This window comes from Planobacterium oryzisoli, assembly GCF_015354315.1.
In the GTDB taxonomy this organism is placed as follows: domain Bacteria; phylum Bacteroidota; class Bacteroidia; order Flavobacteriales; family Weeksellaceae; genus Planobacterium_A; species Planobacterium_A oryzisoli.
In genome coordinates this window covers 117,149-134,200 of the sequence record NZ_JADKYY010000003.1, presented here as the reverse complement: position 1 = coordinate 134,200, position 17,052 = coordinate 117,149, and the positions used below count along the sequence as shown (strand labels likewise).

Sequence of the window (17,052 nt, the reverse complement as noted above, 5' to 3'; positions counted from 1 at the left end):
CCTGCAGTTTATCGCTAAAGGTATTTTACAAGCTTTTCCAATGGTTTACGAACCTTCTTCAAATTTTGAAAGGTGTCTTCCTGTGCGCGGACACCTAGAGCCAACGCCACACAAGGGAATTCCGCCTTGGGGTTTACGGGCATCAGCGCGCTGAGTTTTTCCCCATCAAACCCTTCCAGGGGACAGGAGTCAATGCCTTCGAGTGCTGCTGCTACCAGTAAATGCCCCAAGGCAATATACGCCTGCTTTTGAGTCCAGTGAAAGAGCGCTTCCTCGGAGAAGGAGTTTTTAAAGTCCCCAATGTTTTTTCTGAACCCCTCCAGGCTTTGTGGCGTTACATTGCGCACACTCTCAATGTGTTTAAAGTACCCGTCTATATAGTGGGGTTCCACCTGCTTCTTTGCACAGAGAATGAATAAATGGGAACAGGTTAGAACCTGTGAGGGGTTATAGAAAGCTCCGGATAGTTTTGTGAGCAGTTCAGGAGTACGGGCTTTACTAGCCAGATAAATGCGGTAGGGTTGAAGCCCCATAGAGCTTGCAGAAAGTCTTGCTGCTTCCAGTATGGAATTTATTTTTTCCTCATCAAGCAACTCTGGTCCAAACTTTTTTACGGAATACCGTTTTTTTAAGGCGTGAATATAATCCATGAAGCGAAGTTACATAATTCTTGAGGCATTTAAGAGACTGCTAAAAAAGGCCTTGCCCCTGCATCTGTTCGAAATACATATCACGCTCAAGATTCTGATTTGCGGCTGCCTGGACTGCAAGCCTGTCGCAAATTTCATTTTCTTTATGTCCTGCATGTCCCTTTATCCAGTGAAAATTTGGCTTGTGTTTTTCTAAAAGCGGCAAGAGTCTTTTCCATAAATCCGGGTTCTTTACATTCTTAAAAGCTCTTTTCACCCAGCCTTGAAGCCATTTTTGATTGATTGCATCTGAGACGTACTTACTATCGGTGTGGATATGCACTTCGTGTCCTGTACTGGTAATCTGTTCCAGGGCGGTAATTACGGCCAGAAGTTCCATGCGGTTATTGGTAGTTAGAGCAAATCCTTGGGAAAACTGTTTTGAATAGTTTTTTTCCTTAACCTGCATGAGAATCCCTAGACCCCCTTTACCTGGATTCCCGCTGCACGCACCGTCTGTATAGATGTCAATCCGCAAAACTAAAAATTAAAAGGGCATCGATTCATCGTCATCGTCAAGATCGTTCATAGAGCTGCCCGTAACGCCCGAAGGCATCACTGGAGGACCAAAAGCGGAATTTAGGTCGGTCTCCCCTTGGAGGCGCTGAAAACCACTAGGGGCATCCTGCTGAGAGAAGCCCGCTGCGGGGTATGTGCTCAGGTCGTGGCTTGCAAAAAGGTCCAAGTCCGTGAATTTTCCTAAATTTTTAATAAAGGAGAGGCGCACATCTGCAGTAGCACCGTTACGGTGTTTGGCGATGATAATTTCAGCTTGGTTTTCCGTGGAGGTTTCCTCTCCATCAGGATCGTTGTCCCATGTAGAAATCTTGTAGTATTCCGGACGAAAAATGAACGAAACAATATCGGCATCCTGCTCAATGGCACCCGATTCCCTGAGGTCTGAAAGTTGCGGTCTTTTATTGGGGCGAGATTCCACGCTACGGGAGAGCTGGGATAGTGCAATGACCGGCACATTTAATTCTTTGGCAATTGCTTTTAGGGAGCGTGAAATCATGGCAATTTCCTGTTCACGGTTACCATTTTGCTTCCCCCCGCTGTTAGCCGTCATAAGTTGTAGGTAATCCACCATGATGATTTTCACACCGTGCTGCATTACCAGTCTTCTACATTTAGCGCGAAAATCAAAGACAGATAGTGAAGGCGTTTCATCGATGAACAGCGGGGCGTTTTCAAGTTCCGAAACGTTTCTAAAGAGCCGTTGCCATTCTTCATCACTCATCTGTCCTTTCCGAAGTTTTTCAGACGAAATTCCAGTCTCCGAGGAGATCATTCTAGTGATAAGCTGTACGGAGGCCATCTCCAAGGAGAATAGGGCCAGTGGAATTTTGTGCCCTACTGCAATATTGCGGGCCATCGAGAGCAGGAATGCGGTTTTACCCATCGCAGGTCTTGCTGCAATAATGATAAGGTCAGAGTTCTGCCAGCCTCCTGTTTCCTTGTCCATTGCTGTGAATCCTGAGGGTATCCCCGAGAGCCCTTCTTTATCGCGGAGGGATTTGATAGATTCCACAGCCTGTTTAACGAGCGAGTTAGCCGTATCGAACCCTTTCTTGATAGTTCCGTTGGTAATTTCAAAAAAACTCTGTTCGGCCTTGTCCAGTAGTTCGAAAACATCCGTGGACTCTTTATACGACTGGTCTATTACATTAGCAGAGACATTAATGAGACTGCGCAGTATGAACTTCTCCAGTATGATCCGCACATGGTATTCAATATGTGCCGAGGAGCTAACTCCCAAAGTGAGCTCTATGATATAGTGGTCTCCTCCTGCCTGAGAGAGTTTTTCCTCTCTTTTTAGTTCTTGAATTACCGTCATGAGATCGACCGGGTGGTTGTTCTCATAAAGCCTGAGGATTGCTATAAATATAAGTTGGTGTCTGGGGTCGTAAAACACATCGGGCGTAAGAAGGTCTATCGTATAGTCCATCCCCTTCTTATCGATTAAAAAGGTTCCTATGACGAGTTTTTCAAATTCAATTGCATTAGGAGGCATTTTGCCTTCGGAAATAGAAAGCTCTTTAGCAAAATTGCCGTGAATTAAAGAAGATAGGGTTTCCTTTTGTGCCATGGGACAAAGATAGTTTTTTTGCCATTTGATTTAAATTAATTAATTCACAATGGTGGGTTTTTTGCCTGTAAGCAATTGATTATGTGATTGTTTGTATGTTGGTAAATATCCGTGTGCGTTAATACTCTAGACGTCTTAGCTTCGGAACGGTTTTTCCGACCGTAAGTGCAATAAGCAGTGTGAGTGAACCCCCGACGACCACCGAGTGTACTACGCCTAGTAACCTAGCTGCAAGGCCACTCTCAAATTGACCTAATTCGTTGGAAGACATAATAAAGATGGAATTCACGCTAAGGACACGGCCCCGAATGTGCTCCGGGGTTTTAAGCTGCACGATGGTGCCGCGTATCACTACGGAAATTCCATCAAACATGCCACTGAGCATCAGTAAGGCAAAGGAAAGCCAATACCATTTAGAGAGACCGAATCCGATAATGCATAGGCCAAATCCGGCCACTGCAACAAGGAGTATCTTACCTTGATTTCTTCGTAGCGGAATGAAACTTAATGTAATTATGACAACTGCGGCACCCAAATCAGCTGCCGCATTGAGAATACCGAATCCTTCTGGGCCTACTTTTAATATGTCGCGTGCAAAAACCGGGATCAATGCTACGGCCCCTCCAAATAAGACGGCGAACATGTCTAGAAGCAGTGCGCCGAGAATTTCCTTGGTGCGGTAAATATAGGAAAGTCCCTCACGGATACTTTGGGATATTTTTAAACTGCCTTTAATGTTGCTGGACGGGTGACTGCCGAGTGTCCAGAAGAAAAGCGATGCCAAGACCATGAGCGCTACCACCAGGCACAGTGTACCGCTTACGCCCATCCAATGGATGCAAAATCCGCCCAAGGCATGACCAAGTACGGATGCCGAAAGGAAAGTTGCCTGGTTTACTGTAATGGCAGCAGGTAAAAGCTTTGCCCCTACAATTTTCGGTATCATGGCGGGAAGAAGCGGTCCCAAGAAAGCCCTACAAAATCCAGTGAAGAATACGATTCCATAAAGTACATAGCTGATCTCTGTGGCGCTTAAGCCGTGACGGCTTCCGCCAAAAAGCGCGGTGTATGTTAAGATCCCTATAAGCAGTACATAGGCGTAGTTGCAAAGCAGCAAAAGTTTCTTTTTTTCCCGGTGGTCAATTATGTGCCCTGCGTAGAGGGCCGAACTCACTGCAGGAACTACTTCGGATAAGCCAATAAGACCAATAGCAAAAGGATCGCCGGTCAGATCGTAGATCCACCAGCCCAAAACGGTTGCAAGCATCCGAAAGGAAAGTATGAGTATAAACCGACCGGTTATCAGGTGGCGAAATTCGCTTATGCGTAAGGTTAGAATGGGGGAGGAGGACATACGGATGGAAGAAACTATTTTTAATTATTTTTGCCCAATGAACTGGATTATTCTTATAGTAGCAGGTCTTTTTGAGACTGCGTTTGCCACATGTCTGGGCAAAGCACAGGAAACCTTTGGCAGGGAGAGCCTTTATTGGTGGGGTGGATTTGTGGTGAGTCTCTTCATCTCCATGTTTTTAATGTACAAATCCATCTCCTGGGGCGCACATCCCATCCCGATTGGAACCGCTTACGCAGTGTGGACCGGAATCGGAGCTGTTGGGGGTGTATTGGCAGGGATATTCGTGTTTTCCGAGACGGTCACTTTTTGGAGGATGTTCTTTGTTTTCACATTAATTGCCTCGGTAGTAGGTCTTAAGATAGTGAGTAACTAAGGAATTGTGTAGGGTTCGAGTTGCTCTGCAATTTTTCTATCATTGGAAAGTCGTGGGAGCTTATTCTGTCCTCCCAGCTTGCCCTGCGATTTTGCCATCTCTATAAAAGCATTACGTTGGAGGCTCGTGAGTACCAAAGGTCTGAGTACATGCCCTTTTACCAAGTCATCGTAGTAACTGTTGCGACTGCGAAGCTGTTTGTCGAGCTCCGTAGAGAATGCATCCAAGTCCGAGGGCTCCCGCTCAAACTCTACAAACCACTGATGGTACGGAAGTCCTTCAGCGGGGCTTACTTGAGGTGCCAAGTGGTATTCACTGATCTGTGCATTAAATTTCTCTGCCGTGGCTTTCATGGACTCCTCCACTTCGTAGGCAATGACATGTTCTCCAAAGGCCGAAGTGTAGTGTTTGGTACGGCCGGACACCACAATACGGTAGGGGCTCAAAGAAATAAAGCGTACCACATCACCGATTGAATATGCCCACAGTCCTGAATTGGTGGAAAGAATAAGGGCGTAATCTTTCTCCAGTTCCACCTCTGCTAGGCTTAGGCGTGGAGCATCGGGTTTCCCATAGCTTTCTAAAGGAATGAATTCATAAAATATTCCATGGTTGGTAAGAAGCTGCAGTCCTGGTTTGGTGTAATCGTCCTGAAAGGCGAAAAAACCCTCACTTGCGGGGAACGTTTGGATCGTGTCTACAGGTTTTCCAAGTAGTTCTTCCATTTTTTCGCGGTAGGGTTCGTAATTCACGCCCCCTGTAATAAGGAGCTGCAAATTAGGAAAGAGGTGAGTGATTTTCTTTCCATGCTTTTCCGTGAGTTTTTCAAAATACATGATCAGCCACGGCGGGATTCCCGAGATAAGGGTCATGTCCTGGGTCTCCGTTTCCTCTACTATGGCATCCACTTTTTGTTCCCAGTCTTCAATGGTGTTGGTAGCAAGACTGGGAAGCCGGTTTTTTTGAAGGTAGGAGGGGATGTGGTGTGCGACAATTCCTGAAAGGCGTCCGGTCAGAATGCCGTACTCTTCGTCAAGGTGGGGGCTGCCTTGCAGGAAAATCATTTTTCCATTTACAAAATCGGCATTGCCTTTTTTGGCGATATAGTGAAATATTGCACTTTGGGCTGCACCCAACTGATAGGGCATGGCTTCATGAGAAATTGGGATGTATTTAGACCCCGAGGTAGTTCCTGAGGTTTTTGCAAAGTACTGGGGCTGTCCGGGCCACAGGATATGGCTCTGCCCCCGTTTTACTTTCTCGATGTAGGGGCGTAATGCTTCGTAATCGTAAAGGGGTACCCTCTTCTGAAAATCCTTAATACTGCGGATCTGTTCAAATTGGTGTGTCCTTCCAAAAAGCGTCTTCTCTGCTTTGGAAATTAACTCCTTTAGTAGCCTCTCCTGATCTTTCGGTGCATTATCCTTGTATTTTTGCGCAGCCTTGACATGGAGCTTTGCCCATACTAGCGCGGCCTGCTTTTTAAGAAATCTCAACATAAAGCAAATTTAATAAAATTCACTGCTTCCTTAGTTTTTTTTCAAATTGATTAACTTTGCATTCCTTACGATTTCAGGCAATTCCTGAAATCGTACGGGTATTTATATATACTTCTATGCCATTACCCGAAATAAAGACAAGTCTGTTGCCCCAATTTCTAAAGTACCAGATGGGGAAGACCATTTTTAGTACATTGGATTCACAGTCCCTAGTAGCGGTACGAGGAGCTGCCGGTTCCTTTCCGAGCATATGGGTAGCGGAATATTTTTTAATAGAGAAAAGCACCGTTCTTTACCTAATCGACGACAAGGAGAAAGCGCTTTACGCTACTGCGGAATTAGAACAAATGCTCGGAGAGGACAAAGTGTTGTATTTTCCATCCTCACACCTGGATCCCTACCAACTAGAAAGCGTTCAAAATGCAGACATTGTACTGCGTACCGAAGTCCTTAACCGCTTAAGCAGTCTAAAAGAACCTTTAGTGGTGGTAGCCCCGTATATCGCAATGAGTGAGAGGGTTCTGAAGAAGGAAGATTTAGGCGCCATTTCACACACTATCTCCCAGGGGGCAAGTCTGGACTTTGACTTCGTGGACGAGCTTCTCACGCACTACCATTTCAAACAAACGGATTTCGTCTCCGAGCCTGGAGAATTTTCAGTTCGTGGAGGAATAATCGACGTATTTTCCTATTCGAATGAGCATCCCTACCGCATCAGTTTTTTTGGTAGCGAGATTGAGAGCATCCGTACATTTGATATAGAAAGCCAGCTTTCGCATGAGAAGGTGGATTCCTTCACATTGGTATCCAATATCACCGCCGCAACTACTTCCCAGAAGGTGCCCTTTACGGATCTCTTGCCTGAGAGAACATTAGTGGTCAGTACCAGTGGGTTGCTGGGTTTGCACAAAATGGAGCAATTTTACGATCGTGCCCAGGAAAATTATCAGAAGCTTTCTAAGGAACTTTCCCACTCCAAGCCTGAGGATCTTTTTATGGACCACCAGCTTTTTCTTTCTGGGATGAAATACTTTAAAATTGTTGATTTCACAGCTTCACCTCTAAAGGATTTTTACAATCTGCAGCTGCACCAGACTCCCCAGCCCTCCTTTCACAAGAATTTTGAAATGCTTGCGCAGGATCTCCAACAGAAAAATACGCTAGGCTATTCGTGTTGGATTTCCTTTTCTTCTGAAAAGCAAAAGCAACGTCTGGAGGAAATTCTAAAGGAAATTGCGGTAGGGGACCATTTCTTCAGCTTTAAATCGGATCTACATGAAGGCTTTGTGGATACTGAACTAAAAGTTTCGGTATACACCGACCATCAAATCTTTGACCGCTACCAGCGCTACAAGGCAAAGAATTCCTTTGCCAAGAGTGAGCAACTTACATTAAAGGATCTAACTTCGTTAAAGATCGGTGATTTCATCACGCACATTGATCATGGCGTAGGTAAATTCATGGGTCTGGTCAAGATCAACAATAACGGTCGCATTCAGGAATGCTTCAAACTGGTCTATAAAAACCAGGACTTGTTGTATGTTAGTGTGCATTCATTGCATAAGATTTCTAAATATACCGGTCCGGAAGGCAGGGAAATAGTTCTAAGCAAACTTGGGTCTCCGGCCTGGAGATCCCTCAAACAGAAGACCAAGGCCAAGGTCAAGCAAATGGCTTTTGATTTAATTAAGCTCTATGCAGAACGAAAATCAGCTAAGGGGTTTGCCTTTACACCGGATTCCTACTTACAGCAGGAGCTTGAGGCCAGTTTCCTTTATGAGGATACACCGGATCAGGAATCGGCAACTGCCGATGTGAAAAAAGACATGGAATCCCCACTGGTTATGGACCGCCTTGTATGTGGGGATGTGGGATTTGGTAAAACCGAAGTAGCCATTCGGGCAGCATTCAAAGCAGCTACCGATGGTAAGCAGGTAGCAGTACTTGTTCCTACAACCATCTTAGCATTCCAGCACTATCGTAGCTTCTCGGAACGTTTGAAAGAATTTCCCGTTACAGTAAGTTTCCTTAACCGATTCCGTTCCGCCAAGCAAAAGGCGCAAACAAAGGAAGGCCTGAAAGAGGGGACCATCGATATTGTGATTGGAACACATCAATTAGTAAGCAAGGACATTGTCTTTAAGGACCTTGGATTACTTATCATAGATGAGGAACATAAATTTGGCGTTAATGTAAAAGACAAGTTAAAGACCTTAAAGAGCAATATTGACACCTTAACTCTGACAGCTACGCCCATTCCTAGGACGTTGCAATTCTCTTTGATGGCCGCAAGAGACCTTTCGGTTATTAAGACGCCACCACCTAATCGCCAGCCGGTGGAAACGCATGTGGTGGGTTTTGATGAGGAACTTATCCGCGATGCTGTGTCTTACGAACTACAGCGTGATGGTCAGGTTTACTTTATTAATAACCGCATTGAAAATCTCAAGGAAATAGCCGGTCTGATCCAAAGGCTGGTGCCCCAGGCTCGTGTGGTTACCGGTCACGGACAGATGGAAGGAAAGCAACTTGAGACTAATGTGTTGGATTTTATGGAAGGGAAATACGATGTTCTGGTTTCTACCACTATTGTGGAAAGTGGTGTAGATGTTCCAAACGCCAATACCATATTCATAAACGATGCGCAGCGTTTCGGTATGGCCGATCTGCATCAGATGCGTGGACGAGTAGGTCGCTCTAACCGTAAAGCCTTTTGTTACCTAATTACTCCTTCCTATGAACTTATTTCCAGCGATGCCAGAAAACGTCTGGAGGCTATAGAGCAGTTTTCCGATTTAGGTTCTGGTTTTCACATTGCGATGAAGGATTTGGAAATCCGTGGAGCGGGCGATCTACTTGGCGCCGAGCAAAGTGGCTTTATTAACGAAATGGGCTTTGAAACCTATCAGAAAATAATGCAGGAAGCTCTTGAAGAACTTCAGAACACGGAGGAATTCGAAAATTTATTTGAGAACGAAGAACAAAGACAAAAACTTATCCAAACCCGTCGCGATGTAAACATAGATACGGACCTGGAACTGATGCTTCCGGACGATTATGTTCAAAGTACCGAAGAGCGACTGGTGCTTTACCAGCGCCTGGCTGACTTGAAAGGACCGGGGGAGCTAGCAAGCTTTGCCGAAGAACTAAAGGACCGTTTTGGACGGATGCCTATGCAGGCGGAAGACTTACTTAAGTCTGTAGAGTTAAAGTGGCTTGCCCAAGAGGTTGGTTTTGATAAACTCGTACTTAAAGCCGGGGTATTCCTGGGGTACTTCCCTTCTAATCCACAGGACCGTTTCTACGCAAGTGATAAGTTTCATAAGATGTTACATTATCTTAGCGCAAATCCTACCGAGGCTAAACTCAAAGAGAAGCACAGCAAGGATGGAAGCCAGTTGTTGATACGTAAGGATAATGTGCAGAGTGTTGCAGAGCTTACCCAACTACTGATGAACATTCGTGCATCCTACTAATAATGCCATAGTAAATACTTTATGAAATACCTGATAATAGGACTGGGAAATAAAGGGGATGAATATGCCCAAACCCGCCACAATATTGGATTTAAAATTGCCGAGCAAATGGCTAGCTCTCTTGAAGCTCCTTTCAAATCCACCAATTTTGGGTGGATGGCAGAGGGAAAGTACAAGGGTCGAAAAGTCCTTATTCTTAAACCCGATACCTATATGAACCTCTCGGGTAAAGCAGTGAAATATTGGATGGAAAAAGAAAAAATCCCCCTTTCAAATGTGCTTGTACTCACCGACGATCTCGCTCTTCCCTTTGGAACACTTAGAATGAAGGCCAAAGGTAGTGATGCCGGTCATAACGGGCTTAAAAGTATTGCGCAGGAGCTAGGGACACAACTTTATCCGCGGCTTCGGTTTGGAATATCAGCCGATTTTGCAGAAGGTACCCAGGTGGATTATGTACTTGGTGAATGGAATGATAAAGAGAAGGAAAGCCTTAGCGAGCGCATCGAAATGGCCGCTAAGGCTTCACTTAGTTTTGTATTTGCTGGGATTGCAAATACCATGAGTGCTTTTAACGGAAAGTAAGTAAAATACTGCTCTGTTTTGAACTGAAAAGGATTCTGTACCGTAGACGTGAGGCATAAGGCTGGCATTCTTTCCAGTCTTTCTTTACGAAGCAAAACTGCTCCCAAATCCATTTGAGAGCAGTTTATTATTCTTCAAGGTTCTAAAGAAATCTATAGCCAGGTTACCTCGCCACTTTCCACGCAGTAATTAGCACCCACGATCTTGATTTTCCCCTCCTCTTCCAAAGTTCTAAGAGTAGAGCTTTGGTGACGGATATCGTCCATGGTTTTTTCAATGTTGCAGATATTAAGTCTTTCAAGCAGATCCTCATTGGTGGAGCTGCGCTCTTCACCCTCTTTAATGATCTTGTCAATACAAGGTTGAAAATGGTAGATTAGATGATTTAGGTTGTCCATCCCCAGGCCTTCTATCTTGGGTGCATCCAAGCCGCCTTTCAGAGCTCCGCATTTGCTGTGGCCGAGAACAACCACAAGTTTTGAGCCTGCTACGTTGCAACCAAATTCCATGGATCCCAAGATGTCCTGATTCACAAAGTTTCCTGCAATACGGATGCTAAAAATATCTCCAAGTCCCTGGTCGAAGATAAGTTCGGCAGAGGTACGGGAATCAATGCAGCTTAGAATCACGGCAAAGGGCCATTGGCCTTGCCGCGTATCATTAACTTGCTCCAGTAGATTGCGGTTTACTTTTAGGTTTCCTACAAAGCGCTTATTTCCTTCCTTGAGGAATTCCAGTGCTTTTTCAGGTGTTATAGTGGCTTGGGTTTCTGATGTATGTGCTTTCATAAGTTATATATAATTGAAAAATCGTTTTAAAAATAATAATTTACATTGATCTTCTATGGTCGATCGTGATATGTGAGTGTTGGTCGTGCTCGTATTGACTGTAATTGGTCTTAAAACCTATAAGCTGCACTTGGATCTGTTCTTCCCTGGCACGAATGTTTGCAAAATCTTGAATAAGCTCAATCACGTCGGCAGTGATATAGGAAGTTCCCTTCGCATCAATGGTCACCTTGGAATTAGGTTGGATGTTTTTTAAGGTTTTCTTAATTGCTGCCTTATTAAGAAAGGAAACTTCTTCGGCAAGTTTTAAAGTGATCTCGTCCGCGTCCTGAAGCTCCTCCCTGCTAAAGTAGTACGCACGTTTCATGTTGCCCTGTAAGATGAAAAAGATTGCAATGGCCATTCCTATAGCCACTCCCGTTAGTAGATCCGTAAATACTACTGCTAAAATAGTAGCTAGGAAAGGAATGTACTGAAACTTGCCTTTCTTCAGGAAATTCTTAATTTTTTCAGGGCTGGCAAGCTTGTAACCTACCAACAGTAAAACTGCAGCAAGCGTTGCCAGTGGGATCATGTTTAATAGAAAGGGTATGGCCAGCACACAAATCAGAAGTAATATTCCGTGCATAATCGTAGAGGATTTATGTGTGGCCCCTGAATTGGCATTTGCAGAACTGCGCACCACTACAGAGGTAATGGGTAGCCCGCCAATAAAGGAACTAACTAGGTTTCCAATACCTTGCGCACGCAGCTCATTGTTGGTGTCTGTAAGGCGTCTTTGCTTGTCGAGGCGGTCTGATGCTTCAATACAAAGTAACGTTTCAATGGAAGCTACCACTGCAATTGTGGCGCCCACAACCCACACCTGAGGGTTGAGGAATCCCGAGAAGTCGGGAAGTGTCAGAAGTCCTGCAAAATCCCCCAAGGATTGTGGTACGGGTAAATTTACCAGGTGTTTGCTTTCTATAGCCAGGCTACTTCCCGTAGAGAGAAAGAGTGCATTTAGAGCAATACCGGCAATAACCGCTACAAGTGCCCCAGGTAACATCTTTAGTTTCTTTAATGCAGGAATTTTATCCCATGCCAAAAGGATTGCTAGGGAAATCAGAGTTATGAGAACGGCACCCGGATGAATAGAGTCGAAGATACTTTGAATATACAACCAGATACTCTCAATGCTATAGCCACTCTCAAATACTCTTTCGCTGCTAAAGGATGAACCTTCGTAGCCCAGGGCATAAGGAATCTGTTTTAATATGATGATTACTCCAATCCCGGCAAGCATCCCTTCAATAACACTGTTAGGGAAATAGTTGGAAATACTTCCGGCCTTCATGAATCCTAAGAGGAGCTGCAAAACTCCAGCAATTACTCCTGCGCACAGGAATATTTCAAATGCGCCCAATTCAGTAATGGCGCTTAATACTATGGCAGCCAGACCTGCGGCAGGGCCGGAAACCGAAATATGGGAGTTGGAGAGGCTTCCAATTACAATACCTCCGACGATTCCCGCAATAATACCAGAAAGTGGAGGAGCGCCAGAAGCAAGGGCGATTCCTAGACAAAGTGGGAGTGCGACAAGAAAGACGACAACTCCGGAAGGGACATTCTGTTTAATCCCTCCAAGGTTAAAATTTGATTTTTTCATTTTTATGAAGTAGTTAATAGCTGCGACCGAAACAAGTGGCTATGCCACAGCACAGTGGTACTTTAGTGAAATATCTGAACCAGTGGCAAGATTGCTTATGCGAAAGGGTTCAGAGAGCGGAGTTATGAAAAAATCAAATCCTCTGGAGGAGGAGAAAATATAGTAAGAAGAGGAGAGAGGTGAAAGTCCTCTGAATAGATAGTGCTCAGTTGGTTGAGAGAGCGCTCTGCGAAAAATTTGATGAAGTCGTGTACACTAATGGTGCCAGGAAGCGTTTTTTCAAACAATGTGAAATTTGAAGAATGGGTTTCTTCTTCTGAGCTCACTACATTGGTTGTAGGAACGTCAAATCCGAGCAGCACTCCCACCGAAGGAAGAGCCATGAAATTGACAAAAATTGCCAAAACTGCTATGTAGGTAAATTGCTTCAATCTAAAAATAAAACAGTTGCAAATATAATAATAGACTAAATAATGCGCAAGTGATTATAGATTTAATCTTAATATTAACTAAAATTAATATTCAAAATCTATAATCAAAGAAGATTCTTGTTTTTCTTGCGACTCATTACCCAATCTGAATCGGTCAAATCATACACTTTTTGGATGCCGTGGAGGATTTCTTCAAAATCAATATTCAGATCAATGAGCTTTCCCGTGCCCATATCAAAAACCCATCCGTGTACGATGGGGTATTGATCCACGATATAGCGCTGCTGAACGCAAGCCATTTTAATCACATTGATACACTGCTCCTGTACATTGAGTTCTACTAGGCGGTTGTATCGCAGTGCTTCGTCTGCAATGGCATCGAGCTGTGTTTGGTGTATTCTGTATACATCTCGGATGTTACGAAGCCACGGATTAAGTAGTCCCATGTCTTGGGGAGTCATAGCGGCTTTTACGCCTCCACATCCATAATGTCCGCAGATTATGATATGCTTGACTTGCAGATGTTGTACCGCGTATTGAATAACTGCTGTGGAACTCATATCGAGCGCGTTTACCACATTGGCGATATTCCGATGTACAAAAACTTCTCCAGGCCTCAGTCCCATGAGCTCTTCGGCAGTGGCTCTGGAATCACTGCATCCAATGTACAGATATTCCGGATTCTGACCTGCTTCCAATTTACGGAAAAAGTCAGGGTCGTCACCTAGTTTCTCCTGAATCCAACTTCTGTTGTTTTCAAAAATGGTCTCGTAGTTTCTGCTCATTGTCTGTGGTTTAAAGGGTTACCCACCAACGGTGGTGCGACCTATGCTGTTGTAATAAAAGCCATGTTGTCGCGCAAGATCCAGCGAGAACATATTTCTTCCGTCAAAGATGGCCTTATTCTTTAAGCGCTGTGCCATGATGCCAAAATTGGGGTTCTTGAATTCCGGCCATTCCGTGGCGATTAGAAGTGCGTCTGCGTTTTCAATGGCTTCGTACATGCTTGGGGCATACGAGATCTGGTCTCCAAGAATTTTTCTCACATTGCTCTCTGCCACTAAATCATAAGCCGTTACACTAGCGCCCCTATCCAGGAGCATTCTAATGTTGTCTAGCGAAGATGCCTCACGGATATCGTCTGTATTGGCCTTGAATGCTAGGCCCCACACTGCGATTTTTTTTCCTTGCAGAGTGCCAAGGAACTTTTCAATTTCGTCCACCAATATGGTTTTCTGCACCTTGTTCACCTTTTCAGTGGCCTTAAGGATTTGAAAGTCAAACCCGCTTTGGTGCCCGGATTCAATGAGTGCCTTTACGTCTTTCGGGAAGCAACTTCCGCCGTATCCTATGCCTGGGAAAAGAAATCGGTGTCCGATCCTATCGTCACTGCCCATACCTAGCCGAACCATATCTACATCTGCGCCAACCATCTCACAGTAATTCGCTATTTCATTCATAAAAGTGATCTTTACAGCAAGGAACGAGTTTGCGGCATATTTTGTTAGTTCGGACGATTTCTCATCCATGAAGATAATGGGGATTCCGGTGTTGGTAAACGGTCGGTAAATCTCCGACATAATGGAACGGGCGCGCTCAGAGCCACAACCGACCACAATCCGGGCTGGATTCATCGAATCCTCCACAGCGAACCCTTCCCGGAGAAACTCTGGATTGGATACCACATCAAACTCGATATTGGTCTTGCCGGCTATTACACTGCGAACCTTATCTGCAGTACCTACCGGTACGGTGGATTTATTGACTACTATCTTGTAGGAATCCATCAGGCTTCCAATCTGTTCCGCTACTCCTAGTACATAAGTGAGGTCCGCGGAACCGTCTTCTCCTGGAGGCGTGGGAAGAGCCAAAAACACGACCTCACTTTGTTTTAAGGCCATTTGCAGGTCTGTGGTAAAGAAAAGTCGTTGGGCCTGGATGTTGCGAAGAAACATTTCTTCGAGGTTAGGCTCATAAATTGGTACCGTGCCTTCGGTCATAAGACGCACTTTTTCCTGGTCTACGTCTACGCAATACACTTCATTTCCTAGTTCTGCAAGAGTAGTTCCAGTAACCAGTCCTACATAGCCAGTGCCCACAATAGTAATTTTCATTTACCGCAAAATTTTGCTACAAATTTAGAAAAAATACTATTGAATGGTATGTTTATACCTATAGCATATACTACAATAGGTTGCCATTAGAGGCGGGTTTTGCAATATGCTATAAATTTATTATCTTTGCAACGGAAATACGGAACAGATGAAAAGGCCTTCGAAAAGAAAGCCTTTTTTCGTATCCTTCCCGAATAAGACCGTATACCTATGGAATTTAAAGAAAAAATAACTGCGCTTTTAGAGGAGTTTCTCTCCCAAAGAACCGATCTTTTTCTATTGGATTTGAAAATATCTGCTGCAGATGATGTGACTGTAGTATTGGATGGCGACCAAGGAGTGACGCTTCAAGATTGTTTGGATGCTAGCCGTGCTGTGGAATTTAACATGGATCGGGAGGCTCATGATTTCAGTTTACAGGTCATGTCCGCAGGGCTAAGTGAACCACTCACCATGCCGCGACAATTCAAGAAAAATATTGGTCGTGATTTGAAGGTACTTCTTCAAGACGATAAGGAAATTGAAGGGGAGCTTCAGGCAGTTAGCGATGAGGGTATTGCGCTACTGCTTCGCTACAGAAAGCCAAAGGAAGTGGGAAAAGGAAAAGTTGATGTTGAGGAAACACTCGAAATCAGATACAGTGAAATAAAGAAGGCCACGGTAGTGGTTAAGTTTTAGTAGGGTAGTGGAACTTCCCTAGAGTAATTATAAAATATAAACCAAAAGATAATGGACAATATAGCTTTAATCGAAGCGTTTGGTGACTTTAAGGACGAGAAGAGTATTAGTAAGATCGACCTGATGGCCATCATAGAGGACTCGTTAAAGACACTTCTTAGAAAGAGATACGATTCCGATGATCACTTTGATGTGATTGTAAACCCGGACAAGGGTGATTTTCAAATTTTCCTAAATAAAACTATTGTCGAAGATGGAATGTCTGAAGACGATGATTTAGAAATTGAGATTTCCGAGGCCAAAAAGATTGATCCCACCTTTGAGGTTGGTGAAGACTATACGATGGAAATTCCGGTTGCGCAGTTAGGTAGGAGAAATATCTTAACTTTGAAGCAGATTCTGGCCACTAAGTTGCAGGAGCACAACAATGCTCTGCTTTATGAGCAGTTCCGGGACCGAATAGGAGAAATTGTGGTAGGTGAGGTACACCACATACGCCACAAACATGTAATTTTGCTGGATGATGAAGGTAATGAGTTTATTCTTCCTAAAGAGAATCAAATTCCTTCCGACTTTTTCAAGAAAGGAGAGAATGTACGAGCTATCGTGGAAAGTGTAGACTTTAAAGGTTCTAAACCGCAAATTATTGTTTCCAGAACGGCGCCTAAATTTTTGGAGAAGCTTCTTGAGCTTGAAATTCCGGAAATCCAAGATGGCACGATCATATTGAAAAAAGTAGTACGTATACCGGGTGAGAAAGCTAAGATTGCGGTGGATGCGTATGACGACAGGATAGATCCTGTTGGAGCTTGTGTAGGAGTGAAGGGAAGTAGGATTCACGGTGTGGTACGTGAGCTTCGCAATGAGAATATAGACGTTATCCAGTGGTCAAAAAATCCTGAGATCATGGTAAAAAGAGCCCTGGGCAATGTTACTATAAATAAGATTGAAATCAAGCCCGAGCAGGCCTATGCAATGGTCTACACGCCGGTGGAAGAAATTTCAAAGGTGATAGGGAAGCAGGGACAAAATATACGACTCGCTTCGTGGTTAACCGATTTCGAAATAGACGTCTATAGAGAGACCGTAGAAGAAGACGATGTAGAATTGGATGAATTCTCTGACGATATTGAGCAGTGGATTCTTAATGAATTTAAGAAAGTAGGACTCTTAACAGCAAAGAGTGTGTTGGATAAAGATACGGAGAGCCTACTTAATATGACCGATTTGGAGGAGGAAACTATTGATGAGGTGAAACAGATTCTTAAAGAAGAGTTTGAAGATTAATTAATACAGCCCAGGCCAGATCACAGAACAAAAAAATA

15 protein-coding genes are annotated in these 17,052 nt (G+C 44.2%); 5 read left to right on the top strand and 10 right to left on the bottom strand.

The window, feature by feature from the left end; translation table 11 throughout:
* Positions 1–14: 14 nt before the first annotated feature.
* The 4 genes from IC612_RS03455 to IC612_RS03440 form a co-directional block, all read right to left on the bottom strand.
* On the bottom strand, positions 15–650 hold the full coding sequence (locus IC612_RS03455; RefSeq protein WP_194738779.1) for an NAD(P)H-dependent oxidoreductase: 636 nt from the start codon (positions 648–650) through the stop codon (positions 15–17).
* Between the two features lie 40 nt (positions 651–690).
* Positions 691–1,167 (bottom strand): ribonuclease HI, encoded by a 477-nt coding sequence (rnhA, locus tag IC612_RS03450; RefSeq protein ID WP_194738778.1) that lies wholly within the window; start codon positions 1,165–1,167, stop codon positions 691–693.
* A 9-nt stretch (positions 1,168–1,176) separates the two neighbouring features.
* Positions 1,177–2,778 carry a replicative DNA helicase gene (dnaB, locus tag IC612_RS03445; protein WP_194738777.1) on the bottom strand — a complete coding sequence of 534 codons (1,602 nt, stop codon included), beginning with the start codon at positions 2,776–2,778 and terminating at the stop codon, positions 1,177–1,179.
* Between the two features lie 118 nt (positions 2,779–2,896).
* The gene (locus tag IC612_RS03440; RefSeq protein ID WP_194738776.1) at positions 2,897–4,132 is read right to left on the bottom strand and encodes an MFS transporter; all 1,236 of its coding nucleotides are present in this window, start codon (positions 4,130–4,132) and stop codon (positions 2,897–2,899) included.
* 37 nt (positions 4,133–4,169) lie between these two features.
* Between IC612_RS03440 and IC612_RS03435 the strand changes: the two genes are divergently transcribed.
* Positions 4,170–4,508 (top strand): DMT family transporter, encoded by a 339-nt coding sequence (locus IC612_RS03435; RefSeq protein WP_194738775.1) that lies wholly within the window; start codon positions 4,170–4,172, stop codon positions 4,506–4,508.
* Here the strand turns inward: IC612_RS03435 and IC612_RS03430 are convergent.
* On the bottom strand, positions 4,505–6,007 hold the full coding sequence (locus tag IC612_RS03430; protein WP_194738774.1) for a GH3 auxin-responsive promoter family protein: 1,503 nt from the start codon (positions 6,005–6,007) through the stop codon (positions 4,505–4,507). The two genes, IC612_RS03435 and IC612_RS03430, sit on opposite strands and share 4 nt — an antisense overlap.
* Positions 6,008–6,123: 116 nt before the next feature.
* On the opposite strand from IC612_RS03430, the gene mfd reads away from it, so the two are divergent.
* Positions 6,124–9,483 (top strand): transcription-repair coupling factor, encoded by a 3,360-nt coding sequence (gene mfd / locus IC612_RS03425; RefSeq protein ID WP_194738773.1) that lies wholly within the window; start codon positions 6,124–6,126, stop codon positions 9,481–9,483.
* Between the two features lie 21 nt (positions 9,484–9,504).
* Positions 9,505–10,068: an aminoacyl-tRNA hydrolase gene (pth, locus tag IC612_RS03420; protein WP_194738772.1), complete on the top strand. Its 564-nt coding sequence runs from the start codon at positions 9,505–9,507 to the stop codon at positions 10,066–10,068.
* Positions 10,069–10,220: 152 nt separating this feature from the next.
* On the opposite strand, the gene IC612_RS03415 is transcribed toward pth, so the two are convergent.
* The 5 genes from IC612_RS03415 to IC612_RS03395 form a co-directional block, all read right to left on the bottom strand.
* Positions 10,221–10,856 carry a carbonic anhydrase gene (locus IC612_RS03415; RefSeq protein ID WP_194738771.1) on the bottom strand — a complete coding sequence of 212 codons (636 nt, stop codon included), beginning with the start codon at positions 10,854–10,856 and terminating at the stop codon, positions 10,221–10,223.
* A gap of 40 nt (positions 10,857–10,896) precedes the next feature.
* Positions 10,897–12,504, bottom strand: coding sequence for a SulP family inorganic anion transporter (locus tag IC612_RS03410; RefSeq protein WP_194738770.1), 1,608 nt, complete (start codon positions 12,502–12,504; stop codon positions 10,897–10,899).
* A gap of 122 nt (positions 12,505–12,626) precedes the next feature.
* Positions 12,627–12,908, bottom strand: coding sequence for a hypothetical protein (locus tag IC612_RS03405; RefSeq protein ID WP_228512851.1), 282 nt, complete (start codon positions 12,906–12,908; stop codon positions 12,627–12,629).
* A 131-nt stretch (positions 12,909–13,039) separates the two neighbouring features.
* A complete protein-coding gene (locus IC612_RS03400) occupies positions 13,040–13,720 on the bottom strand; it encodes a carbonic anhydrase (RefSeq protein ID WP_194738769.1) in 681 nt (226 codons plus the stop codon).
* A gap of 18 nt (positions 13,721–13,738) precedes the next feature.
* Positions 13,739–15,049, bottom strand: coding sequence for a UDP-glucose dehydrogenase family protein (locus IC612_RS03395; protein ID WP_194738768.1), 1,311 nt, complete (start codon positions 15,047–15,049; stop codon positions 13,739–13,741).
* A 210-nt stretch (positions 15,050–15,259) separates the two neighbouring features.
* Here IC612_RS03395 and rimP point away from each other — a divergent pair, with 210 nt between their 5' ends.
* Both rimP and nusA read left to right on the top strand, forming a co-directional pair.
* Entirely contained in the window at positions 15,260–15,727 is a 468-nt protein-coding gene (rimP, locus tag IC612_RS03390) for a ribosome assembly cofactor RimP (RefSeq protein WP_194738767.1), read from the top strand.
* Between the two features lie 51 nt (positions 15,728–15,778).
* Positions 15,779–17,014, top strand: a complete 1,236-nt coding sequence (gene nusA / locus IC612_RS03385) for a transcription termination factor NusA (RefSeq protein ID WP_194738766.1) — start codon at positions 15,779–15,781, stop codon at positions 17,012–17,014.
* The last annotated feature ends 38 nt before the right edge of the window (positions 17,015–17,052 follow it).